We start from the raw sequence: 22,105 nt of genomic DNA on the forward strand, positions 1-22,105 counted from the left end.
ACCTGAGGCGGACCCTGGGTGAGCGTGACGATCACATAACTGACATTGCGCCGTATCGGAAACTTCATCGGGCCGGCCACTCAGGCGGCTCTCCGGTGCATGCGAATCTGAATCAGCTCTCCGTTCGGCTTGGAATTACTCAGCTAATACGCATGGCATTCTTTGCCGCGTGGCGACGCATTTGTGTTACGGTGGAATACGCGATCAGTGGACGCACGGCCGGTGAACATCGGCCACCGCCGGAGATGTTTGACGGGACTCACATGAATACACAGGAACATCGCATCGAGCTCACATACGCGTCGGACCACGTCGTGGTGCGAGTCAATGACACGGTCGTCGCGACCTCCTCCCGGGCGCTTGTACTCACCGAGACGAACTGCCCACCGCGGTACTACCTGCCGCAGGAGGATGTGAAGATGGATCTGCTGCGTTCGACGACGACGACGTCGCACTGCCCGTACAAGGGAGATGCGGTGTACTGGTCGGTTGACACCGGCGAGGCTCCGGTTGAAGACGTCGTCTGGTCCTACCCGGAACCATTCGCGCAGGTCGAGCAGATCAGGGGGGGCTCGCCTTCTGGGCCGAGAAGCCGGGTGTAACCCTGGAAGTGAACGGGCAGGTGGCATAAGCAGTCCCAGTTCACAGCTTCCGCAGGGCAGATTTCGTAACGCGTTGAGGATCTCACGGGCCCGCGTGTTGTCGTAACACAGCGGTTCGAGACCTGTTTGATCGCGCCGAGGCAGGTTCTGGAACCGCGGCAGCCGCCTCGGCGCAAGACCGCGACGGAGCCAGGACACTCAGCTCAGCTTCCCCTCGCCTATATAGAGGCCCACGTGGTGAATTGTGCTGGGATCGCGAGGGGTGTAGGCGAAGAAGACCAGGTCGCCCGGTTGAAGCTGCGAGCGGTCGACGTGCTTGCCCAGTGCCACTGGGGGCGGCGGCATCCTCCACGACTACTTACATGCCGCGTCGTGGGACTGCTGGATGCGCACCGCTGTGATGTCCTGCTCAACGCCACCGACCCGCGGTTCGTGATGCAAGCTGATGGCAGCGGTCGAGAAGCTCATGAAACAGTTCGCGAACGGACGCGCGGTTCCAGTCGACAAGGTCACCAAAGCCATGCCGGTGGTTGCTGTGTTCGCCGGAGCAGGCACCAACGCATACGTCCTTGGCGACGTCGTGCATCAGGCTCGTCTCTACGCCCAGACCCTCTATCTGGCCGAGAAGTACGGACTACCTCTTCCCGAGAACCTCCGACACCAGGGGGATGGCGAATGAATTTCATCCTCAACGGCCGAATCGTCGAACTCGATGCCGCCACCGTGCGGGCTCGGGTCCTGCCAAGCCTGCCTGATCCGATTCGTACCCATTGGGTCGAGATCGACGGTCGGCGTTGGCCACCGAAACAGGCCTTTCGGGTCGCCACTGGACTGATCGACGAGCCCTTCATCAGCCACTTCGCGCTGCGCGTCTTTCAGCGCCTAGGATTCGCAACAAGCTCGATTCCAGGCGAGATCCCGCAGAGCGCGAAGCCAGTTGTCTCAAGCCCAACGACACCACACACTGACGAGGATGCACTCGAAGCCTTTCGCCGACTGGACCTCTTCCTCGCATCGAACGTCCTGACGCCGACGCTCGCAGCGCTGGAGGCGAAGCTGAATGGGATCAGCAAAGCGGCCGCCGCTGATCTCGGCCAGACCACCGGATTCGACGAGGACCTGGTTGACGCTGCGCTCGTTGTGCGTGAGCGGGTGGGAATGCTCGACACACTGATCCATGCAGGCGTCATCACTCAGGTGCTGCCGATGATTCTCGAGGACGACGAGGTGGTCACGAAGCGGCCATCGCTCGGTGCAGGCAACGACCCCGGACGCGTATTCGACTTGGAGACCACCCATCGAGTCGCCGAGTTCAAGCTCTCGTCGTGGAAAGGCCACGACGGCGCGCGCCAGCGCGCACTATTCGCCGACGTCGTCGGGCTGTCTCTCGACGAGACCGATCGGCGGCGCCAGGTCTTCGTCGTTGGCGCGCTGCCGGTCGCCTTCCTCACGACAAGCAAGCGCAACGCGGTCAAGACGCTCTCGAAGGGCCCACTTCGAATCCGAGACGCGCCGGGACTGACCGAGACCATGACGGTATCCGAGTTCACCGCGGCCGCGAACATCGAAGTGATCGACCTCCGGGCAATGATGCCCTGCCTCCGGTAGATCGTCGTCCCCAGCAGGGACTCCTACTTGAAGGGGAGTCCACTCCCGCCGCGGCGAGGGCGAGAACACACCCGCTCGCGGTAGTCGACAGAGCATCGACTGCGGACTGCATGTGGTCGCCACCACGTGCCCATGATGATCCCGCTACTCTCGACCATCGACGCTGTCTGATATCCGCTCATCGACATGAGCGGAAGTGCCGCCGGGCGGCAGGATGGCCAGTCCGCGCAGAGTTTGAGTCGGTAGCCACGTCGCGATCATGTAAAGCTTCAGGCGAGGCCGAAGCGTCAAGCATCAACCGAGGTCCGACACAGCAGGACGGGTCGTGAGCTTGTTCCGCTTTGACGGACACCGTTGGTGTGGTGGTCGGGCCGCGCGAGTTTCTTCGTAGGCGGCGGGGCTAACGTGGCCGAGGCTGCTGTGGAGGCGGCGGAGGTTGTACCAGCTTTCAATGAATTCGAAGATCGCGCTGCGGGCGGCGGCCCGGTGGACCAGCGGCGTTCGTCCAGAAGTTCGCCCTTGAGCGTGGCGAAGAACGACTCGGCCAGCGCGTTGTCCCAGCACTGCCCCCGACGCCCGACCGACAACCGGACTCCGAGCCGCTCCGCCAGGCGGGTTAGGCGGTGCTGGTGTATTGGCAGCCGCGGTCCGAGCGAAAGATCACCGGTGTGGTGGGGCGGCGGTTGCGCCACGCCTGCTGTAGAGCGTCCGCTACAAGCTCGGTGCGCAGGTGGTCGGCGCCATCGTCGCCCTCTTGCCGCCCGGATAACGCTCGTCAGCGCGCGGAGCGCCTGACCTGGGGAAACTCCTCGAAGATCATTTCGCGCATATTTCGCGATCACTGACATGCAGCTGCCTACGGCTGCATCTCGCTGCACATGATCGCCGGGCGGCTAAGAGAAACCCCGGGTGAGGGGCTGTTGGGGCTGATCAAAGAGTGCCCCCGGCCAGGCAAGTCGCAAATCTACGGCGCTCTCACCTGCGGTTTCTTCTGGCCGTCTCGTCGTTGAAGTCCGTACCGAGGTGGCCAAGGGAGGCGGGGCGCGATGAGTCCCTGCTCCCCGGTGGATGCCTGCATTCGATGGACGACAACCGTATCCGTGAGCCTGCTGGCCATGGTCTCCGCGGTCGTGTCGTACCGGCACGTGTATGAACCGGCGCTCCGGCAGGGCGAAAGTGAGTTGGGAGCGGCCCTCGCGCCGTTGGCGGTGGACGGCATGATCGTCTGGTCGCCGGAAGTCTCGCGAGTCTCGGGCCAACGTCGCCGTCGCGCGCACCGTTCCGGCCCGGAACTCCGGATCAAGCGGGGTCTCATGGTACCTGCCACGACTAAACCTCTCCCGGTTCGGTCTCCACGCTACGAGGGAAGCTTGGTTCCGTTCCTTGGTTACGCAGAGGCGGATTTGCTGGTGTTGCCGGGAGGAGGCCCAGCGACCTCAGTATGCGTCCGGTGTCGGCCCCGTCGATGATCATGTAGCAGCGGGGGCACCGGGCGTCGTGGGCGTACGAGTCCATCATGCCGACCAAGCTCGGCTTGATCTGATGACAGTGCTGCAGGACGAGTAGCTCCGCAGGCTCGGTGAACAGTCGGTCAATCTGGTCACCGTTCTTGCCAAGAGCCTTGACGTCCATGGCGCGCGGGTAGCCAGGCCCCTTGAACAGCCACGCGGCCGATACCTGGCGCCCGCGGGCGAACACCCGTGACGTGTAGAGGTCAGAGCGCTCGCCGCCCCAGTCCTTCGGAACGTACGACTCGCCAATCAGTCCGGCGAAGGCGTGCTTCACCGTGTCCTCCGGCACGCGCAGTACCGCCTCAAGCTCGGCCTCGGTGAGGGGAGATGCGAAGTCGATCCCGCTAAACTGGCCGATATCGCTGGGGTAGACGCGCAGTCCCGCTGTTGGGTATTCGGCGGCGAGGTCGTCATCGACGAACGACCTGATTCCGATGAAGACCGGCCTGAGCTCAATCCGCTCCCGGGTAAGGTCGGTGATCGTTCCGATCAGGTAGGCCCGCCTACTCCCGGTGAGACTGCCGATCGCGGACGAACTGGCGGTCCGCGCCGAGTTGAACATGCCAGCGACGCGCACCGGCTCGCCTGCGTTGAGCACCGCCGTGAAGTTGACGGGCTTGAAGCCGGGAGTGTCGCGGTCCCGGTCCCGCTGGAAGGCGAACTCCAGCTCCGCGCCGATGACTTGCCCCGAGCGCACGTCCTGATCCAGGACACACCTAGCCAGCTCACCAATGCCCAGCGTGGGAAGCGCCTTGGCTAGCTCTGAGGCGAGCACATAAGGCAGTGCCGCCGCAGGATCGCTCCTGCGAGCCGCCCGTGCTCGCGCAGACTTCGTCCGCTGATCTCCGAGAAGAGACTGGACCTGGTCCTGGTGCAGGTAGTACGGCTCTAGCGCGATGCGCGTCATCGGCGACTTGACCCTTTCGGCTGGGGCGGACCAGGCTCGCTACCTGGCTGCGATCGGGAGGTGTGAGGAGCAGCTACGGGATGTCCCTGAGAAGGTGGAGTAACTCGTCCACGTCCTGCGGCCTGTCCGCCGGGTCGCGGTGCGTTGCCTCCGCTACTACGCTCCGCCACGGACCGGTCTCAGGAAGTAGTGGTATGTTTGTCTCCGGAGGCTGCCCGGTCAGGATGGCGCCGATGAGCCGTCCGATGCTGTAGATGTCGGTAGCGGGCGTCGCGTCGTGGGGATTGCCGGACAGCAACTCCGGGGCTGCGAACCCCTCGGACCCGAACCCGGAGCCGGTGCGTGTGCGGCGGGGAACACTGGTCTGTCCTCGGGGACGCCGTCCTAGGCCCCAGTCTGCTACGACCCACCTGCCTTGCAGGTGAAGGATGTTCGCGGGCTTGATGTCCCGGTGAGTCCAGCCATCCGCATGGGGTTGGCGCAGGCCCTCGCAGGCCGCCTCGACGAGGCCCCGGAGGGCCGTAGTCTCTCGCAGCCAGTCCACGTGATCGGCGGCGCTGCCGCTCGCGTGCGGCATGATGAACCACCGGCCGTCCGGATCAGCATCCAGCACTGGCATGACGTTCGGGTGGTCACCGTACTGTTGCCCCATGTCGATCTCGCGTCCCATGCGGTGCACTGAGTCGTCATCGCCGAAGCGGAGCCGCTTCAGCGCGATAGTGATGTTGGTAAGCCTGTGTACCGCAAGGAACACTGCGCCTTGGCCGCCCTCGTCGATCGGTTCCGGGGACATGGCGTAGTCTGCCTTTTTCCCGCGCTTGAGCCACCGCACAGCGGCCCACGACGCGTCCTCGCCCGTGCTGGGCAGGGTCCCGTCGGCGAGGAGGACACGGGCAGCCTCAATGGCGTGGTCACGGTAGGGCCCGTCCCGTTGTGCGCTAAGGATGGCCACCAGTGGCCCGGCGGCCGGATAGGGGACGAGTTCGGCGACAAGACGGCGTGCCTCCTCTTCTTGAGCGGCCCGTCGGGCGGCGCGCTGGCTGCTGTGCTCTTGCCGGGCCGCCTGCAGGTCAGGATGAGGAGTCCAGCCACGGGGTGGCAGGACCACGCGGGCGTCGCGGAAGTCACATTCGAGGATGATGCACCCGCTGCGCGCTAGCGCTGCGGCTACGTCCTCGGCGCGGTCGCCGAACGTGGTCACGGCGGACGGCCACCGGCGGAGGCCGCTGGTGGCGAAGGCCCACTGGCTGTCGGTCAGGCCGTCCGGGCGATGCGGCGCCGGGAAGCCTTCCGGTTCCAGGGTGACGCGCGTGATCTTCGGGTTGCCCTTGCGGTCTCTGTCGTAGCTGCCGTCGGGTAGGGGAACGGCGTACGTGGTGAGGTCCGGGTAGACGCTGAGGTGGCGCATCGCGAAGCCTCGCGGGCGGGGCGGCCGGTCATGCCGGCTCGCGGTACTCGTTGCTGGTCAGCCAGGCGCGGAGCAGTTCGACGCGCGGGGCGTGCTCGTCGTAGCCGACGACGACGGGCTGCTCGTTGTACGGGCTGGAGTCTGAGCTGCGGCGCAGCTTGACGTATTGGCCGCAGGCATCGATCGCGTAGGGCTCCATGTCGTCTTGCAGTGCCCCGATGACGGTGATGGATCTGTCCCTGCCGATCTGCCCGAGCAGGGCGACCGCCTCGCGGCGGTGCTGCTTGCCAAGGTTGCGGCCGAGCTCGTCCAAAACGAGGACCAGCGGGCGGCCTGTGCCGCTCGCGGCAGCGGCGGCGCAGACAAGCTTGATCGCCCGATCGTCTATCTGCGCGGTGTTGGCCCGCCGGTTATAGGGGATCGGGCGCCGGCCTTGGGCGCGTCGCCACATCGGTGTGACCTTCCAGTCCCACGCTTCGGTGGGGTCGGCTGGCGGCGGAGGTTCGTCGTACTGGAGCGAGGCCCCGTACCCGCCGTAAGTTGTGTCGAGCCGGTCGAACTCGGCTGCGACGTCGACCAGCTTCTTCTTGATGGCGGACGTGAGCGCGCCCCGGTAGGCCCGGCTAGCCTGGACCGCCTCCTCGTGGCCCATCCGCGCGGCGTCGAGGCTTTTGTGGCGTTCCTTGCGCTGGATGGCGATTTGCTGGCGCTCGTACTGGTCGGTGCCTTCCTGCTGGCGCAGGTAGACGTGGAGTGCGTGTCGCAGCGGGGCGAAGGCGGCCTGCGCCCGCTGGATGCTACCGGGTCCGCGCTGGCTGAACTCTTCCAGCAGGCCGGTGATCTCTATCGGCATACTGGTAGAGGCGGTGGGAGGAAAGCAGTCGGAGACCGCGGTGGTGATCAGGTTTCTTGCTTCCTCCCACCAGTCGTCGCCTTCCAGGACTGCTGGTCGTCCGGCAGGGCGAGTAGGTGCTCGCTGGCAGAGCCGGGGGTGCCCTCCCAGCGGGCGGCCAGTTCCAGGAGGCCGAGCTGCGATTGTTCCTTTTCGAGGTTTTCGCGCTTCTGGCGCCGGGTCTTGTTTGTATTGTCGAGGTCGGTCTTCTGACGCTGCAGTGACTCGATCTGCTGCTGGCGAACGCTCGCCAGGCGGAGTACCTCGTCTCGCTCGGCTTGCGCTGCGCTGAGCGCCGGGGCGAGTCTCACGCGCTCGTCCCGGGCAGCCTGGTCCTTCTTCCGCAAGCTGTCGATCTGCTCGTCCAGCCGGGCGGCCTCGGTTGCGGCTCGTGCGCCTTTCTGCCGACGTTCGGCGGCAGTGACCTGCTGCTTGGCGGCCTTCTTTTTCTCCTCGGCCTGCCGGTGATTGTCGGCTTCCCGGAGGACGTGCTGCCGTGCGGCAGCGATGCGGGCGGCGCGGCCGGTCACGGGCTCGGGGAACCCGCCGACGATCACGATCCCCGCATCATCGTGGATGCGGTCGGGCTCGTCGCGGGCGGTGGTTCGCGCGTCCAGGGCCGCCAGGAAGCCGCCGAGGTCGTAGTGCGGATTGGCATTGCCCGGAAGGCTGGCGGGCGGCGCGCTCGCGGGGAGGTTGGCGGCGATCAAGATTGAGCCGGGGAGGTCCGCCAGGAGCACGCTGGCACTGTCGAGCTTGTTGAAGTCCACGACGGCCGCCTCGCGGTATGGCCAGAGGGCTGGCTCCCATTTTGGCCTCTGCTGATCGTTAAGGCTGATGGCGTCAAGTAGGCCAATGGCGCTGATTCCCTCGGCTTTGAGGAGGTCGATCTGCTGTCGGGCCAGGCCCCTGCCGCTTTCCGTATCCTGCAGGCGTTTCCGGGCGGCGGCGAGCTTGTGCTCCGTCACGCCAGCCGCCTTGATTGCCTCTTCCAGAGTGGAGTCCGCTTCGCGGCGTTCCCGGTCGGCGGTTGGTTCATCACGGCCGTCAGCGTCGCGAGCCGTTTCCCTGGTCGCGCGCAGCCGACGGTCGGCGTCCTCGATCTGCTGTTCCAATGTCGCGATCTGGTTGCCTAGCTCGCGGTCGTCGCCGTCGAGCCTGCCGAGTGTGCTTATTGCGGCCTGCTGCCGCTCCGTGAACGCCTTGTCGTCAACCAGCTGCGCCGCCTGCCCGGCCAACTCCTGAGCCGTACGGTTGTCCCGCTCGATCGCGACGTCGATCTCGCTAATCTCGGCCCGGATGTCGGTGTCACGCTGGAGGGCATCGCACAGCATTCGCGCCGTGCGCGACCGCCAACACTCAGCCGCTTCCGCGACGCGCCTGCGCGCCCGGTCCCGAGCGTCGATGCCGTCCTCGATGACCTGGGCACTGGCCTCCCAGCAAGCAAGCTCGGACGCGGCGTCGCTGGCCTCCTGCTGACGATCGTACTCGTGGCGGCGGGCTTGGCGTTCCTTCTCCAGCTCGCGGTCAATGCCGGTGAGCGCGGCGATCGCCTCGAAGATTCGCCGCTCGGAGATCTCGTTCAGCGGCTGGGCGAGCAGGTTTGGGGTGACGCTGGCTCGTACCGACGTCGAAAGGAATGACACGCACCGTACGTGCTCGCCGTAGAGGGTACGGGGCAGATCGCGGGCGGCCACGTCCTGCCGTCCGGCCCGCGGGGGCAGGGCTTGCCAGAGCGAGTCGGCGGCCTGCTCCCGCTCGGCCTCGCTGTTCCCGGTGGGCAGGTGGAGTCCGTCCTGCCAGCGCAGCTTCAGCCGGGGACCCTTCTGGCTGCTGCGGTCGATGCGGATCCACACAGTTAGGGCGCTGGCCTGAAGCTGTTGGAGGGTCATGGCGGCTGCAGGAGCGAAGACGCCGATGAGGTACCCGTGGTCGGCGTTGCCCCAGCGGTCCTCCCCGCCGGCGTCTTCGGCGTTGAACAGCAGATCGACCGCGGCGGGCGCGCCGGAGCCGAAGCGCCACTGTTCATCGGCGTGCAGCAGGCTGATCTGGGCTATCAGGGACGATTTTCCCGCCCCGTTGGAGTCCTTCGGCCCCTGGCCGGCCACGGCGATGAGGGTGCCGACTGCGATCGGGACGGGGTGTGTGGACAGCCGGGAGATCCGCACGCTTTGCAGGCCGACCAGTACACGGTCGCCGACGATGTCCTCTTCTTGCGGCGTGCTGCCGCTCATGAGCCGCTCCTCGGGGAAATCGCGCTACTTCTGGGGGCGGCCCAGGCTCCGGCGGACCGTGATCGCGGTGGCGAGCGCGGTATCCGGGCCGACGGCCAGGATCAGGTTCTCCTGCAGACGCTGGCACGCGGCCGGAGTGAGCCGGCGCAGCGCCGGTCCGGGGATGTAGGAGGCGCCGGCCATCTCGGGATCGGCGCCGCGTACCGCGCGGACCAGTCCGGCTGCGCGCAGCCACTGGAGGGCCTCGGACAGTCGCCGCTGCCCGTGGACCTGTGACAGCTTCCGCAGGCGGGTCGGGGTGGTCGGATAGGGAGACTGCCAGTCGTCCCCGATCAGACGGCCCTCCGCCCGAGGGATCGCGACCGAGTGGATCAGCACCAGCGTCAGCACGGCCCGTTCGAGTGGCGGCAGGATCCCCCACCCGTTCGCCGCGAGCTCGGCGGCAATATCGTCCCGGTAACCCGACGTCCACAGATAGGAGCCCGCATTGACTCGGATGCGGCCGGTCCTGTGCAGCATTTGATCAAGAAGATGACGCAGCGCAGCGTCTTGGAGCGCGGGCAGCGCGGCCTCGCTGGCTGGCTCGCTGCCGTACTCAACCGCCGCCCAGGCCGAAACCAGCGCGTCGCGCTGCTTATCACCGAGCGGCTCCAGCAGGTCGTCGAACAGGCCGCTCACCGGTCCGGCTCCAGGTCAGGCCTCGGGGATGGAAGCTCGCGGCACAGCTCCCGCAGCGCCGGGAGATCCTGGTCCGGCCAAGTAGCCACCCGGGGGCCGAGGCAGACCTGCTGCGCCTCGTTATCGACGTCCAGCCACCGGCTGGCATGCAGGCGACGGAGCGCCCCTGTCCCGAGGCGGTGCAGCACCTCTTCCCCGCGTCCGGGGATGAGCTGGTCCACCACGTCCAGCACCTCGCGCACCGTCGTCGGATGCCCAGGCCACGGGCTTGTCTGCGGGTCACTCCAGCAGCAGCGCAGCGCCGCAGCCAGGACCCGACTGGTCTCGTTCGGGTGTTCCACCGAGACAGCCTGCATGCGCAGCTCGCGCAGCACGGCCGGGGTCACGTCGTCGGGCGGGCGGAGCAGCAGCCAGCAGCGCTCCCCGCCCCGTTCCACCAGCCGGAGCATGCCAGCCGGGGTACGGGTCGCCGAGGGTACGCGCAATGGTCCCTCAGCCCGGGACCGCGCCCACCACAGCGCCGCATCCACGCTACTCACACAGCCCTCCGCAGCCGCTCGAAGATGCCATGGGTAAGCCAGGACGGCACGCTGCCCGGTCGCACCTCGACCGTGCCGGACCACACCAGGCGGTAGCCGAGCCGGGCGTTGTTGCTCGCGGCGACCAGGTCGGCCAGGATACGGCGCGCCGTCACCCAGTCCGTGCCCGACAGCAGCTGCTCGACGGCAATAGCGTCACGGTCCCTGAGTACCTCCTCGGCGACGACTGCCAGCCGCTCGGCCTCAGCGTCGGACCACTCTTCTGGGGGCTGCTCATTGCCGTCAGGGACCCGGGATCGCGGCGGCGTCGACCGGCCGCTGGCCGACTGCGGCGTCCCAGCAACGGCCTCTGCAAGGTTGGCGGCGTCGTGCCATGGGGCAGGCGCGTCAAAGACCTGGTCGGCCAGGACCGCCGCGAGTTCATCTACGGTCGCACGCCGCGCGAATCGCCCCCACATCTCCGGAGGCAGCAGGTTCAGCGCCCGCGATGTCCCCGCTGCGGCCATCAGCCGCGCCGACGCGTTCGTTGAGGCATCCGCGTAGGCGGCGATCGCCGAGCGCAGCTCCCCGCACCAGCGGCCCAGTTCCGGCCAGAACTCCAGCAGGATCTCATGTACCGCAGACGCCTGGTCAATGAGCGACTTCGCGTTCCACAACAGTGGGGCACGCTCCCGCAGCGCGTCCACCGTGCCGCCGACGGTCAGCGCCACAAGCTCGGCGACCAGGAGCCGCAGTGCCGTCGTAAGCCTGACGGCAACCTCGCGGGCCTCCTTGGGCGTACTTTGCCCGCCTTCCAGCCTGATCTTTTCCATTGTCAGGAGCTGGTGCAGCTCTGACTGGCCCCCGCGAGCCAGCATCCGCTGGACGAACAGCATCGACACGTAGCTGGTGAACGACGCCCGGTACTCGCGCTGGTAGGGCTTATCGAACGCAGGCTGGATCGCCCCTAGCTTCCGCAGGACGCGCAGCCGGTTGTCGATCACCTCGTCTGGGAACGTAGCGCACGCCGCCCTGATCTGCTCAGCCGTCAGCCCGTCCTCACCCGCGCGGGCAAACGCGGTGAATAACGTGTCCGCTAGCTGGAACAATGCCGCATCAGCGATTGCCGCGTCTGACTCGCGCGCCAGCACAGCGACAATCTGCTCGAAGACAGAAACGACGGCCTGCTCGTCGGCCGCTGTGTCCAGTCCAAGCTGCTCATCCATCACATCTTCACTATAAGAAGGCCAGCCCGACAATGAAGGCGGTTTTCCGAGTCACGGCCGAGGGTACGGCCGTTCCAAGATCATGAGATTGGTTGTCATCGATACTGGAACGAAGTTACAGCAGTCACAACCGCGTGATCACAACCACGGAGATCGCGATCTACAGCTGCCGTGTTAGCAGACTGTGTTTGGCAGGTTCCGCTCGAACAGACGCCTGAATCAACCGCGCGAGCTACGAAAGGCAGTCAGTATCTTGTCCAAAATCCGGCACAGGCCGTCCCAGTCCTGTTCGGCTACCTTTGACGGATTCCGCCGCGCGGCGTCAACCTTCGCCCTGAAGAGCTCATGTATTTGATCCTTGTCGGTTACCACACCGTGGTAGCCACTCTTGTGCAGAGATTGCCATTGCACCGGCCGAAACGCCCCGTCCGGGAGGGTCAGTACATCTCGGCCTAGGTAGAGCTCAATGCTTCCTGCGAGCCCGTTGACGTTCGCTTGGTCAAGTGAGCCTCGTGGAGCCTCCATGGTTGGGGGTCCCAGTGTGGGATAGGTCGAGGCGAGGTCGATGTCCGGGTAGCGCACCACGCGGATATTTGGCGGCAACGTGGTGGTGTTCAATACGCGCAACGCATCGCTGGCGGCGGAGTCATTGTCGAACAGTGCGACCACCTTGTTGGCGATGCCAGCCGCCGCGAACGCGCGGACCAACCGGACCAGCGCACCAGCGCCGCCCTCGTTTCTCTGGTCGAAATCGAGGAACCGAATCAGATCGGTTAGGTGTGGGTGCAGCACCGATAACGCAGCCGAGAGGAACTCTGCATCTGTTCGGCCTTCTGTTAAGACGACAGTTGGTGCATGGGTGGATGCTACCGTACGCATTTCGTCCATGCCGCCCGACGCAATCTTCAGTGGTTGGTCCGGCAGCCAACCACCGCTGACGAGGTCTGTGACATCCAGAATCACCTCCGCCTCGGGCAGAGCCAAGAGAATCAGCCGCAGTGAAAACCGATCGTCATCATCGACCTTGTCCAGCAGGTCCAACAGCCAAGAGCGGCTACCAATTAGTGGCCATGGATCGTCGGCGTATACCTCGGTTGGAGAGTTGGGAAACTGTGCTACCCACTCTTTTGCATCCAGGGATTCGAGTGCCGCTCGATTTAGACGGGCGCTTTCCCTGAGGTCGTCGAACTCAGGATCCGCTAGCATGAAGTGGTCGACGGGATCCCGTTCGTCGTCGATTACCTGATCCAGCAGGCTGAGCGCGGTTTCCGCATCTATGCCCATGACGTCGAGGCGATCGGCGATGCGTTGGCCGGGAGCCCGGAACTCAATGACCTCAACGTGCTCGTCATCCACCCCTTCTCCATAGTAGTCCCGAGCACGCGCCGATCTATAGTTGATCATGTCGTCACGGAAGACTGCGAGCAGCTCGGCAGGGAGGCCGTTCTTGTAGTGGCCTACAGTGATCGAGTCGACTTTGAGGTATCCGTAACTGCCCATTGACTCATTCTGCCGGTTGTCGCGGCTCGTTCGCATCTGCATGACGAATGAGCGCCGAGCCAGGTCTGATGGTCATAGGCCAACCCCATGGCCAGCCCGCGTAGGGCGACGATGGTAGCTGTGATGATCTTGCTGGTGTGTCTGCGCGTCGTTTCCGGCTAGCTCGTGGCCCGGTTGCTCTCCTGCCTCATGGGATCGTCAAGGGCGGCCCTCGGGGGCCGCCGGTGCAGGTGATCGCCAAAGCGACCTTGGCGCCTGAAAGTGGCTCCACGTGCTGCTCGGCGCACTCCGAGTCCGGCTGGTTAAAGGCCTGGTTTTCTTGCAATTAAGTTCTTCATTTAACTGCTATGCGTATTCACCCTAGCTGCCAGCCGCTGCCCCAGAGGACACAGTGGGGATGTTCACTACGGCGACCTCGATGCCGACATTGCGAAGGGCGAGGGTCGCCTGAAGAAGCGAAACCTGCGCGAAGGTGAAGAGATTCTCTACGGTAAGAGGTGCGCCGTTCTTGAGCGAGATCGCAAAGATCACCTTCTTGGGCATGAAGTCGTCCTTCACCGGGTGATTCGCGTCCTTTCCGCGCACCTGCTTGAGGAACTCGCGCCGGGCCGAGCTGTCCAGGCGGAGAGCGTCGGCAGAAATGCGGCCTTGAGCGAAGAGGTGATTCAGTGGCGCGGTCGATTCGGCACGCTTCACGTGGATGAGCTCGTTCTCCCTGCCCAGCAGATCACACGACTCGAACCCTCGCGGGTGTTGTTCTGTGCGGATGAGCTGCCTGTCCATGCAAACGAAGCCGCTCGCAGCAGCCGCGGCCCTGTTGTAGGCTTCCTCGTCCTCGAGATCAGCGCTCCAATCGATCAGCGAAATTCCCGCGGGGGAGCCGAGGAGCTCACGAACCTGCTCCCGGATGCTCTCAAGGTGCCGATCTCCGACCTCGTACCACCGTCCCTCGTAGTAGAAAAAACGACTCGTACCGAGTGCTATCTCGGCGGCCAGCCATTTGTGCGCGGGTATTTTGGCGCTGGCGACCTCTTGCCCGATTTTGTCCTTGCAGAGTTGAATGTAGCCCTTGGTCAAGGCGTGAAGTCGCGTCCCCTCTTCCATGCTGCGGGTCTTCTCCAGAATGTGGTCTAGGTCCAGGTCGTGAAAGGGCTCTCTACGACGACCGATCTTCACCCAGTGAGAGATGGCGCTGTCCGCTTCGTCCAAGCAGACCGTGGGCGTCGTCAACGCGATGCTGCCGCCCTCCGGATTTCCCAGGAGATCATCGAGACGCCGATCGAGTTCTTCCCGCCGGCTGTCGTCGGACTTAAGCGGGCGAACTCGGGCGATGGCATCGAACTCGGGCGCAGGCGATGCCTCGATTGCGATTCGATTGATTGTGGAAAGGTCGGAAAGTAGTTCTTCAGGTGCCGTGGCCAGGTGGATCTTGAGGGCATCCGTCCCGGCGATCTGTACCGACTGCTTGCGCCCCTTACCCAGAGTGAGTGAGGTCCCTCCCAGCTTGCCCGCGAGGCGGCTGACCACTTCTCCATACTCCTCGATCGCGAAGGCCCGGATGTGCTGGTCCTGAGCGGCTGAATTTCGGTCGGTCCGTCCACGGGCGTCCATCATGCTGTGGGTGACCTGACGGATCGCATCCGGTTGGAGAGTCCTGAGGGCGAAGCTGAAGCCGAAGCCGGGTGTCACGTGGGACGGGTCGAGAAGAAGGTGGCCCATCCCATGAGTGATGGCGAATACCCTGCCGTCAATGGGGATGAGCAGAGCCGCGGCCGCGGTCCGGTTCTCCACGGAGGGGCGACGTCCGGTGAGCTGGTAAACCGCGTCTACCCACTCGGGAGGGCGACCTCCACCGATCACCCCGGTGTATAGCAAGCCGTGGGAAGGCCCGACGCGTACTTCCTCCAACGTGAAACTGTGCTTCTCCTGGTAGTTGAGATTCAAGGCATTGCGCATCTCGTCAGAACTGGTCTCCACGTCCTGGAGCAGGTACAGGGTGGTACGCCTCGTCTGAGGAGTAGTGGCCTCAACAGAAGGGTCGATGATCTCCTTCTGGTCGTTGTTCACGGGATCTCCTTCAGAAGGCTGGATCCTGAATCTGCTTGTTCATGCCAGCGCGACGGGCGCAGCGCTGGGGTTGCTTGCGGGGGAATCGATGGGCGGTGCTCTGCGCGAGAAACTGCTCGAAGGCGGTACTTGCCCACTACAGCGGGGGTTGGATCGATGGCGAGCTCGGGCCACGCCGGTCTGCTCGTGACCCGAGCCTCGCCGAAGCAGCTACCAGCCGCGGATCTTGCGGCCGTACTCCGTCTCGGGGTTCAGCAAGGCGTCCGCGACGCGCCCGCCGGAGTCCTTGGCGCCACCGCCAAAGTTGAGGGTTCCCTGTGCATTCGCGCTAGCGGCGACGCCATCCCAATAGCGGGCTTCGCGCTCCCACCTCACCGACTCCAGGAGGTTGAAGAACTGCTCCTCCCCGAGCCGCCGCTCGACGATCGCCCAGGGCACAGTCTGGTGGGCCGCGATGCCGATGCCGGCAAGTACGGCAGGCGCGGAGACCGCACTGCGGGCGGCGAAGTACGGGTACATGCGCGTAAGAAGCGTCGACAGCAGCGGCACGAGGTGCTGCTCGGCCTGCTCTGCCGTGACCCCCTCAGGCAGGTCGCTCTCGCGTACGGTCGCGGAGGACAAGCCCAGCCCGGGCCGCCCATGGAGCGCGGTGATTACCAGCACCCGCAAGGCGGAGAGAGTGACGAGCTCCGGGTCGGACTTGGTGAGCTGGCGCTTGCGAGCCTGCACGAGCTTGGCGAACGACGCGATCTTGCCGTCGTGCTCGACCTTGACGGTGTTGGCGATGCGGTGGGCGATCTGGGTGCCGATGTCCCGCTGATCCATGGACATCGCCAGGTTCTTGGCCACCGGCACCCCCTCCACATTCCGGTCGTAGAAGATCTGGCGGGCGTCTTCGACACTCAGCCCGAAGTACAGCTCGAACGGAATCCGGATCCTGTTCAGCTGTTCGTAGGTGAGCCCGTAGTGCACAGGATTCTCGTACAACTCGTGCCAGGCAGTGACCTGGGTCTCCCCGTCGATGGCGACTACCGCTGACCCCGGAATCATGCTGATCGTGCGGATGCCGCTGCCTGCGATCAGCTCATCCCCCACCGCGCCGGGCTGCCCGTCCAACCAAAGCGTGATCGGCGGAGTGGACCAGCCGGAGCCGTACTCGCCCTTCACACCGGAGGCGATGTACGACGCGTACGCCGGGACGTTCTTGCCCTTCTGCGTGGACCGCAGCATGCGCTGCACCAGGCCCCGCACGTCGGCGTGCCGCCGCACGTTTGCGGGCGCGTACTTCAGAGCGCGCTTGTCCTCCTCCTGCTTCGGAGAGGGCACGAGCTGCACCAGCGTGGGCAGGCCCATCGTCCCGATCACAGCATCGGGCCGGAACGGGGTCACAGTCAGCTGGATGCCTTCAACGGCGGTCGTCGGCATGGTCAGGGTCACGGCTCAGACTCCTCACACGGGGGACATCGGTGGGTTCGCGGGTTCGCGAGCCTGCAGTGGATCGTGGACCGAGCGTGACAAGACCAATCCTTGACTGTCTAGTAGATTTCTACTTATGTGCTGACAACCGGGGTTGTCAGTGCATTATCTATTCTTGCGAACTGGTTTACTGTACTTTCCGGTGCTACTAGGGAGGAGGAGGTGACGTCGATGCTCATATCGATGCCGGAAATTGCCCGCCTCGCGGATGTCGACCGTTCATTGGTCTCCACCTGGCGCCGACGGCACAGCGACTTCCCGTCTCCTGCGACGACGGCTCCGAGGCCCCTGTTCGTCGCGCGCAAGATTGCCGACTGGCTTGTTTCCAGGAGACCTGCTGAGAGGAGCCGGATCGAGGCCGAGCTCGCGCTCTACACCTTGGCAAGTCTGGCGATGACGCGTCCTGCTCAGGAGCTATTCGCGTCGATCACCGCCCTCCTCTGCCTTCATCACCTGGATGGTGCAACGCTCGCAGAGGGAGACCTCGATGAACGCGCCCAGAGTGTTGACCCCGATGATGAGTTCCTCAGGTCGGAGATCTCACATGCGCACGATCTCGCACTGCTGGCTGACAACCTCATCGAATCCGCCTGGGACGCTCGCCAGGCGTTCGAATGGCTCATGGCCCAGCGAGAGAGGCTCGGGGCGACCGACCTCTACGCCCAGGCCGTCACACCTGAACTGGCGACAATGATCGCCGCTCTGTCAGGGGCGGCGGAGTACGCCGCTGACGCCATCTCTGTCACTGTCGCCGACCCTTCCGCCGGCCCAGGTGACCTGCTGGCGGCCGTGGCCGGACAACTGGGAGAGGAGTGCCTCCCGAGCTTCTACGCGACTGACCCCGACCCCTATCTCTCACGCCTGCTGCGTCGTCGGCTAATCGTCAGCGGTGTTGGTCCTAGTGAGATCACGTTCGACGATGTCTTCCCCGAGGAAACGGAGGTCATGGTCACCCAGATCCCCTATCGTCCGGGCGAAGAACGCTCGCCGCTCGATACGCTCTCATCCATCGACGACGTCTACGTACGGCTTGCGCTCGATGCAACAGCCGTGATCCTTGGGCCGGCGGACGCATTGACCGGTCCGCTTGAGCCCCGATCCGATGCTGTGAAGCTACGTCATCAGCTTCTGAATACTGGCGCGGTGGAGGCGATTATCCGGTTGCCGGGTGGGTTGGTGCCGTTCCGGCCCGGCTACGAGACGGCGCTATGGGTGCTCAGGCGCAGTGACAAACAGTCCAAGCAGGTTCTTGTCGCGGACATCTCAGATCGATCCCTTACTCCTGAGCTCGCTAGGACTCTGATCGACGATGTGGTGACGTGGCGTCGCCCCGGATACAACCCGGACGCCCGCGCCCGCGAGCTTGTCACCGCAGTTCAGATCGCCGAGCTGACGGGAAGTAGCGGTCTGGGAAGTCCCCTCGTGCGTAAAGCAGGACCGACCAGTCGCCAAGTGCTTGAGGAAGTGCCTGCGCAGATCGCTCGTGCGCATCAAGTGGAAGTCGAGCTGTCGCAGCTCGCTCTTCGCGACAGGCCTGCAATTCGCGGGAGCCTCTCACAGCGAGTCGCTCGTCCGCAGACCACGGCAACCATCGGCAGGTTGGCTAGCCTCGGCAGTCTTCGTGTGATCAACGGATCGCGAGACCTGCCCGCTTCACCGATGACAGCGCACGGTCAGTATCCGATTATCGGCGTTCCCGAGCTGACCGGTGACGACCGAGGGCTAGGCGTCGACTGGACCAGGGTTCTGAGCGGAAAAAAGAGCATCGCGGACCGCCTACGGCGGCGCCGAACCAAGCCGGGAGATGTCATCGTGACGACCACGCCCCGGCTGGCCGTTCGAATCGACCACGAGGGCGACTCGACGGTCGAGTTCCCGGCCCGGATCCTGCGCATCCACGAAAACGAGAAGCAGCTCACCCCCCACGCCCTCGCAGCACTGCTCGCCCACGCTCCTGCCACCAACCGCTCATCGGGAGCCATACGGGCCAGGAAGCTGGAGGACATCGAGATCCCGCTCCTGACGCCGGAGGAGGTCGCCTGCCTTGATGCGCTGTTGCGAGAGATGGATCAGCGGCGCCGTACAGCTCAAGCCGAGCTGGACGCGCTTGACGAGCTTGGCCGGATCATCCTGACCGGCCTTGGTGATGGAACCGTGACCCTCATTTCCAGGAGTCAGATTGCCGCCCCGTAAGAAGAACCTCGGCCAGGGCGACCTGCCCGGCATGCCGACCATGGCCGACCTACGCGAAACCCTGTGGAAGGCCGCGGACAAGCTGCGTGGCTCTATGGACGCCGCCCAGTACAAGGACTTCGTCCTCGGCCTGGTCTTCCTGAAGTACATCTCAGACGCTTTCGATGAGCGCCGGGAGCAGATCAAAGAGGAAGTGCTCGCCGACGGGATCCCCGAGACACAGCTCGACACCTTCCTCAACGACATCGATGAGTACACCGGACACGGGGTCTTCTGGGTGCCAGAGAGTGCGCGCTGGTCCCATCTCGCGGCCAATGCCAAGAGCGCCGGCATCGGCCAACTGCTCGACGGTGCGATGCAGGCCATCATGGACGAGAACCCACCGCTGAAGGGCGTGCTCGCCAAAATCTTCAATCGGGAGAACGTCGACCAGCGGCGACTCGGCGAACTTGTCGTCCTGATCAGCGACGCACGCTTCACCGGGCACGGTGACCGGCCGGCGCGGGACGTGCTCGGTGAGGTCTACGAATACTTCCTGGAGAAGTTCGCCCGGGCCGAAGGCAAGCGTGGTGGTGAGTTCTACACTCCCTCCAGCGTCGTGAGGCTCCTGGTCGAGGTGCTGGAGCCGTACGAGGGGCGAATTTACGACCCGTGCTGCGGTTCGGGCGGCATGTTCGTTCAGGCCGAGAAGTTCGTCGAGGCCCACCGTGGCAAGAACCACCGCGCCGACCTCGCGGTCTACGGTCAGGAGGCTAACGAGCGCACCTGGCGCTTGGCCAAGATGAACCTCGCCATCCACGGCATCGGTGCTGACCTCTCCTCCACCTGGGCCGACACGTTCTATGCCGACAAGCATCCGGATCTCAAGGCCGACTACGTCCTGGCTAACCCGCCGTTCAACATGTCCGACTGGCACCGAGTCGCCGACGATCCGCGCTGGCGCTTTGGCGCGCCCCCGCCCGGGAACGCCAACTTCGCCTGGATACAGCACATCATCGCCAAGTTGGGCGAGCGTGGCAGTGCCGGCGTCGTCATGGCCAACGGGTCGATGTCGTCCAAGCAGTCCGGCGAGGGCGAGATCCGCAGGAACCTCGTTGAGCACGACCTGGTCGCCTGCATGATCGCACTGCCCCCGCAGCTCTTCCGGACCACGCAGATTCCCGCGTGTCTGTGGTTCTTCGCCAAGGACAAGAGCGGGCGGGACGGACAGCACGACCGGCAGGGCGAAGTCTTGTTCATCGATGCCAGGAACATGGGCACGATGGTGGACCGGACCGAGCGGGTGCTCACTGATGAGGATCTGGCCCGCATTGCGGGCACTTACCACGCTTGGCGGGGTACAGCCTCCGCCCGGGAGGCTGGGCTGATTTACGAGGACGTCCCAGGATTCTGCTGCTCAGCCTCCAAGGAGGAGATCGGCAAGCACGACTACGTACTCACGCCAGGGCAGTATGTCGGAGCCGCTGAGGTCGACGATGCCAATGACGAACCGATCGCCGAAAAGATCCAGCGCCTGAAGAAGGAACTGTTCTCCCACTTTGAGGAGTCGGCGCGCCTAGAGGAAATCGTCCGCAAGAACCTGGAGCGCCTCGATGCGTGAATGGACAACACATCGGCTCGAAGATCTCGTTCACATCAAGCACGGATTCGCCTTTAAGGGGGAATATTTCTCAGATAAAGGTCCTGGTCCCGTTCTTGTCACGCCTGGAAATTTTGCTATTGGTGGCGGCTTCAAGATCGGCAAAGAGAAGTACTATAAAGGTCCAGAGATAGCCGGATTCGACTTGTCGCCAGGGGATCTAGTGGTGACGATGACCGATCTTAGTAAGGCCGGAGACACCCTCGGCTATTCAGCGATCATTCCGGCAGGCAATAGATATCTCCATAATCAGCGAATCGGTCTGGTTGAGATCATAAGAGATGATCTGCTGGATAAGTCATATCTGCACTATGCGCTTAGGACGGATCGATATCGGAGCCATGTTCTATCTGGCGCGACAGGAAGCACAGTTCGGCACACGAGCCCATCCCGCATAGCTAGCTATGAGATCAGCCTTCCTCCACTTTCCGAACAGCGCGCTATGGCGGAGGTGCTGGGAGCGCTCGACGACAAGATTGCTGTCAACGACGGCATTGCGGCGAGATGCCGAGAACTAGGACTCGCTTACTTCCGGGAGGCAGTCGACACCGGGCCTGCCGTTGAGGTGACTCTCACCGAGGTTACATCCTTCCTAGGTCGAGGTGTCGCACCGAAATACTCTGAGAGCCTAAGTGAACTCACTGTGCTCAACCAGAAGTGTGTTCGCAACGGCCGTATCGGATTGAGTCCGGCACGCCGTACCCTCTCCGATAAAGTGCCGGCGCAGAAGCACCTCAAGGTCCATGATGTGTTGGTCAACTCGACCGGCGTAGGGACGCTTGGTCGCGTGGCCCGATGGACAGCAGAGATGGAGGCTACTGTCGACTCGCATGTCACCATCGTGCGATTCGATCCTGAAAAAGTTGATCCCGTGTGTGCAGGGTTCGCCATGCTCCTAGCTGAGCCGGAAATTGAGACCCTCGGAGAAGGTAGCACTGGCCAGACCGAGCTAAGCCGGGTGAAACTCGGCACCTTCTCGCTAAGGCTGCCGTCGACTCGGCAGGCACAATCGCTACGCCCTCTCCTGGATTCGCTGGAGAGCAAGGCTGATGTGGCGTTGGCCGAATCGGCCGCCTTGGCGAAGTTGCGGGACACGCTGTTGCCCAAGATTATGTCGGGGGACATTCGGGTTCGGGATGTGGAGAAGCTGGTCGAGGAGGCGACATGAGCGGTCCAGGCGGAGAGATAGTTCTCTCCCGGACCGAGGACGGGCGCTCCCAGATCCAGTTTCGGCCCGTATGCGGAACGGTGTGGCTGACGCAGACCCAGCTGATTTGTTCGATACGGGCGGTGCCGAACATTAATAAGTACATCACATCGATTCTTGAGCTGCGCACCAGGCGCCGACAGCAGCCCTCGATGGCTGATTGGGTCGTCGCTGCTGACCGGTCCATCCGGATGAACGACATGCCGGTGCTCACCGGAGCGGGTTCCGTACCCGCTGAGGCGGCCAGAGAGCAGCGCACGAGCGGTTCCTCAGCCTCGATGTACAGCGCCGCGAGCTGGAAACCATGCCCGCAGAGATCGAAGCACAGCGTGAGGAGCGGGACCTATTCACCCACGCATACCCAGACGCCATTTAGAAGCATGAGCAACTCGACGATCCCAGAGACGAGGGACGACTATGAAGGATCTGTCTGAGGCGC

18 protein-coding genes and 2 pseudogenes are annotated in these 22,105 nt (G+C 64.2%); 7 read left to right on the forward strand and 13 right to left on the reverse strand.

Going from position 1 to position 22,105, the window contains the following annotated elements; translation table 11 throughout:
* Positions 1 to 152 precede the first annotated feature (152 nt).
* Positions 153 to 602, forward strand: a complete 450-nt coding sequence (locus B1L11_RS03650; RefSeq protein ID WP_218670885.1) for a DUF427 domain-containing protein — start codon at positions 153 to 155, stop codon at positions 600 to 602.
* Between the two features lie 198 nt (positions 603 to 800).
* Here B1L11_RS03650 and B1L11_RS03655 read toward each other — a convergent pair whose 3' ends face one another.
* A complete protein-coding gene (locus B1L11_RS03655; RefSeq protein ID WP_256862194.1) occupies positions 801 to 932 on the reverse strand; it encodes an NlpC/P60 family protein in 132 nt (43 codons plus the stop codon).
* 115 nt (positions 933 to 1,047) lie between these two features.
* Here B1L11_RS03655 and B1L11_RS44765 point away from each other — a divergent pair, with 115 nt between their 5' ends.
* Together B1L11_RS44765 and B1L11_RS03660 are read left to right on the forward strand one after the other, a co-directional pair.
* Positions 1,048 to 1,281 (forward strand): hypothetical protein, encoded by a 234-nt coding sequence (locus B1L11_RS44765; protein ID WP_143736886.1) that lies wholly within the window; start codon positions 1,048 to 1,050, stop codon positions 1,279 to 1,281.
* Positions 1,278 to 2,210 (forward strand): hypothetical protein, encoded by a 933-nt coding sequence (locus tag B1L11_RS03660; RefSeq protein ID WP_079313161.1) that lies wholly within the window; start codon positions 1,278 to 1,280, stop codon positions 2,208 to 2,210. The genes B1L11_RS44765 and B1L11_RS03660 overlap by 4 nt, the downstream gene beginning before the upstream one ends.
* 294 nt (positions 2,211 to 2,504) lie before the next feature.
* On the opposite strand, the gene B1L11_RS54490 is transcribed toward B1L11_RS03660, so the two are convergent.
* Together B1L11_RS54490 and B1L11_RS54495 are read right to left on the reverse strand one after the other, a co-directional pair.
* Entirely contained in the window at positions 2,505 to 2,774 is a 270-nt protein-coding gene (locus B1L11_RS54490) for an IS3 family transposase (protein WP_079313162.1), read from the reverse strand.
* Positions 2,711 to 3,058 (reverse strand): annotated as a pseudogene (locus tag B1L11_RS54495) (hypothetical protein); the annotation flags it as partial. The pseudogene B1L11_RS54495 and the gene B1L11_RS54490, both read right to left, overlap by 64 nt.
* Positions 3,059 to 3,256: 198 nt before the next feature.
* Here B1L11_RS54495 and B1L11_RS54500 point away from each other — a divergent pair.
* A pseudogene (locus tag B1L11_RS54500) lies at positions 3,257 to 3,427 on the forward strand (hypothetical protein); the annotation flags it as partial.
* Between the two features lie 112 nt (positions 3,428 to 3,539).
* Here B1L11_RS54500 and B1L11_RS49670 read toward each other — a convergent pair.
* The 10 genes from B1L11_RS49670 to B1L11_RS03725 all read right to left on the reverse strand — a co-directional run bounded on the left by B1L11_RS49670 (position 3,540) and on the right by B1L11_RS03725 (position 16,588).
* Positions 3,540 to 4,628: a hypothetical protein gene (locus B1L11_RS49670; protein WP_256862195.1), complete on the reverse strand. Its 1,089-nt coding sequence runs from the start codon at positions 4,626 to 4,628 to the stop codon at positions 3,540 to 3,542.
* A 73-nt stretch (positions 4,629 to 4,701) separates the two neighbouring features.
* Positions 4,702 to 6,036 (reverse strand): serine/threonine-protein kinase, encoded by a 1,335-nt coding sequence (locus B1L11_RS03680; protein ID WP_079313164.1) that lies wholly within the window; start codon positions 6,034 to 6,036, stop codon positions 4,702 to 4,704.
* Between the two features lie 28 nt (positions 6,037 to 6,064).
* The gene (locus B1L11_RS03685; protein ID WP_079313165.1) at positions 6,065 to 6,889 is read right to left on the reverse strand and encodes a hypothetical protein; all 825 of its coding nucleotides are present in this window, start codon (positions 6,887 to 6,889) and stop codon (positions 6,065 to 6,067) included.
* 47 nt (positions 6,890 to 6,936) lie between these two features.
* Positions 6,937 to 9,162 carry a hypothetical protein gene (locus B1L11_RS03690; protein WP_079313166.1) on the reverse strand — a complete coding sequence of 742 codons (2,226 nt, stop codon included), beginning with the start codon at positions 9,160 to 9,162 and terminating at the stop codon, positions 6,937 to 6,939.
* A gap of 24 nt (positions 9,163 to 9,186) precedes the next feature.
* The gene (locus B1L11_RS03695; protein WP_079313167.1) at positions 9,187 to 9,840 is read right to left on the reverse strand and encodes a hypothetical protein; all 654 of its coding nucleotides are present in this window, start codon (positions 9,838 to 9,840) and stop codon (positions 9,187 to 9,189) included.
* Positions 9,837 to 10,289, reverse strand: a complete 453-nt coding sequence (locus B1L11_RS03700) for a hypothetical protein (RefSeq protein ID WP_079313168.1) — start codon at positions 10,287 to 10,289, stop codon at positions 9,837 to 9,839. The genes B1L11_RS03695 and B1L11_RS03700 overlap by 4 nt, the downstream gene beginning before the upstream one ends.
* A gap of 86 nt (positions 10,290 to 10,375) precedes the next feature.
* Positions 10,376 to 11,584, reverse strand: coding sequence for a hypothetical protein (locus tag B1L11_RS03705; protein WP_079313169.1), 1,209 nt, complete (start codon positions 11,582 to 11,584; stop codon positions 10,376 to 10,378).
* 219 nt (positions 11,585 to 11,803) lie between these two features.
* Positions 11,804 to 13,084 (reverse strand): HEPN/Toprim-associated domain-containing protein, encoded by a 1,281-nt coding sequence (locus tag B1L11_RS44780; RefSeq protein ID WP_143736892.1) that lies wholly within the window; start codon positions 13,082 to 13,084, stop codon positions 11,804 to 11,806.
* Between the two features lie 360 nt (positions 13,085 to 13,444).
* Complete coding sequence (locus B1L11_RS03720; RefSeq protein WP_079313172.1) at positions 13,445 to 15,151, reverse strand: DUF6119 family protein; 1,707 nt, start codon at positions 15,149 to 15,151, stop codon at positions 13,445 to 13,447.
* A gap of 210 nt (positions 15,152 to 15,361) precedes the next feature.
* A complete protein-coding gene (locus tag B1L11_RS03725; RefSeq protein ID WP_179154961.1) occupies positions 15,362 to 16,588 on the reverse strand; it encodes a DNA sulfur modification protein DndB in 1,227 nt (408 codons plus the stop codon).
* Between the two features lie 201 nt (positions 16,589 to 16,789).
* Here B1L11_RS03725 and B1L11_RS03730 point away from each other — a divergent pair, with 201 nt between their 5' ends.
* Genes B1L11_RS03730 through B1L11_RS03740 form a run of 3 tightly spaced genes read left to right on the forward strand, consistent with a single transcriptional unit; the run spans position 16,790 to position 21,627 of the window.
* Positions 16,790 to 18,820 (forward strand): hypothetical protein, encoded by a 2,031-nt coding sequence (locus tag B1L11_RS03730; RefSeq protein ID WP_079313173.1) that lies wholly within the window; start codon positions 16,790 to 16,792, stop codon positions 18,818 to 18,820.
* Positions 18,807 to 20,420: a class I SAM-dependent DNA methyltransferase gene (locus B1L11_RS03735; protein WP_079313174.1), complete on the forward strand. Its 1,614-nt coding sequence runs from the start codon at positions 18,807 to 18,809 to the stop codon at positions 20,418 to 20,420. The genes B1L11_RS03730 and B1L11_RS03735 overlap by 14 nt, the downstream gene beginning before the upstream one ends.
* Positions 20,413 to 21,627: a restriction endonuclease subunit S gene (locus B1L11_RS03740; protein WP_079313175.1), complete on the forward strand. Its 1,215-nt coding sequence runs from the start codon at positions 20,413 to 20,415 to the stop codon at positions 21,625 to 21,627. Before B1L11_RS03735 ends, B1L11_RS03740 begins: the two co-directional genes overlap by 8 nt.
* Positions 21,628 to 22,105: the final 478 nt, after the last annotated feature.

Source organism: Microbispora sp. GKU 823, from assembly GCF_002027145.1.
In the GTDB taxonomy this organism is placed as follows: domain Bacteria; phylum Actinomycetota; class Actinomycetes; order Streptosporangiales; family Streptosporangiaceae; genus Microbispora; species Microbispora siamensis.

Excerpts from the sequence above, each read along its gene's own strand:
- B1L11_RS03650 (WP_218670885.1), top strand. The coding sequence starts at position 153 with ATGGCATTCTTTGCCGCGTGGCGACGCATTTGTGTTACGGTGGAATAC.
- B1L11_RS44765 (WP_143736886.1), top strand. The coding sequence starts at position 1,048 with ATGGCAGCGGTCGAGAAGCTCATGAAACAGTTCGCGAACGGACGCGCG.
- B1L11_RS03660 (WP_079313161.1), top strand. The coding sequence starts at position 1,278 with ATGAATTTCATCCTCAACGGCCGAATCGTCGAACTCGATGCCGCCACC.
- B1L11_RS49670 (WP_256862195.1), bottom strand. The coding sequence starts at position 4,628 with ATGACGCGCATCGCGCTAGAGCCGTACTACCTGCACCAGGACCAGGTC.
- B1L11_RS03680 (WP_079313164.1), bottom strand. The coding sequence starts at position 6,036 with ATGCGCCACCTCAGCGTCTACCCGGACCTCACCACGTACGCCGTTCCC.
- B1L11_RS03685 (WP_079313165.1), bottom strand. The coding sequence starts at position 6,889 with ATGCCGATAGAGATCACCGGCCTGCTGGAAGAGTTCAGCCAGCGCGGA.
- B1L11_RS03690 (WP_079313166.1), bottom strand. The coding sequence starts at position 9,162 with ATGAGCGGCAGCACGCCGCAAGAAGAGGACATCGTCGGCGACCGTGTA.
- B1L11_RS03700 (WP_079313168.1), bottom strand. The coding sequence starts at position 10,289 with ATGCTCCGGCTGGTGGAACGGGGCGGGGAGCGCTGCTGGCTGCTGCTC.
- B1L11_RS03705 (WP_079313169.1), bottom strand. The coding sequence starts at position 11,584 with ATGGATGAGCAGCTTGGACTGGACACAGCGGCCGACGAGCAGGCCGTC.
- B1L11_RS44780 (WP_143736892.1), bottom strand. The coding sequence starts at position 13,084 with ATGGGCAGTTACGGATACCTCAAAGTCGACTCGATCACTGTAGGCCAC.
- B1L11_RS03740 (WP_079313175.1), top strand. The coding sequence starts at position 20,413 with ATGCGTGAATGGACAACACATCGGCTCGAAGATCTCGTTCACATCAAG.